At 69.3% G+C, this 776-nt stretch carries 1 protein-coding gene; it reads left to right on the forward strand.

What is annotated here, in order from left to right; translation table 11 throughout:
- Positions 1-776: ATP-binding cassette domain-containing protein (locus EOA27_RS38725; RefSeq protein WP_145970917.1), on the forward strand; the 776-nt coding region annotated here is incomplete at both ends.

The following is a 776-nucleotide window of genomic DNA, read 5'->3' on the forward strand; positions in this document are numbered from 1 at the left end:
AAGAATTACGGCGCGGTTGCCGCGCTACGCAACGCTTCGCTGTCCGTGCTGCCGGGTGAGGTCCACGCGCTGATGGGCGCCAACGGCGCCGGCAAGTCGACGCTGGTGAAGATCCTGACCGGGGCGATAAAGGCGGATGCAGGGCGCATCCTGATCCGCGGCCAGCAGCTCGATGTCCGCTCCCCCGCGGCCGCCCGCCGCGCCGGGCTGCTGCCGGTCTATCAGGAACCGTCGCTGATTCCGGATCTCGACGTCCTCTCCAATCTCAGGCTCACCGGCACGCCGGTCGAGCCCTTCCGCGCATGGGTGCGCGAGCTCGGCATTCCCGACCTCGACATCCGCGAGACGGCCCGCCATATCCCTCTGGCCATCCTGCGCGTGCTCGACCTGGCGCGCGCTCTGGCCGTCGAGCCCGACGTGCTGCTGCTCGACGAGATGACCGCGGCGCTGCCGGCGAACCTCGCCGAGAAAGTGCTGGAAGTCGTGCGCCGCCAGGGTGACGCCGGCCGCTCGGTCATCTTCATCTCGCACCGTTTCGTCGAGATCTCCGCGCTCTGCGACCGCGCCACCGTGCTGCGCGACGGCTCCACCGTCGGCGTCGTCGACATCGAGCCGGGCGTCGAGGAAGGAATAGTCGAGATGATGCTCGGCACCCGCATCGAGAAGACGCGCGTCGCCGCGCGAGCGGCGAATGATGTGGCGGTTGCGGCCGGCGGCCGTCCGCGCCTGTCCGTCCGCAACCTGCAGCTCGGCACCAAGCTCAACGACGTCTCCTT

The sequence above is a fragment of the Mesorhizobium sp. M2A.F.Ca.ET.037.01.1.1 genome (assembly GCF_003998075.1).
Taxonomy (GTDB): Bacteria; Pseudomonadota; Alphaproteobacteria; order Rhizobiales; family Rhizobiaceae; genus Mesorhizobium.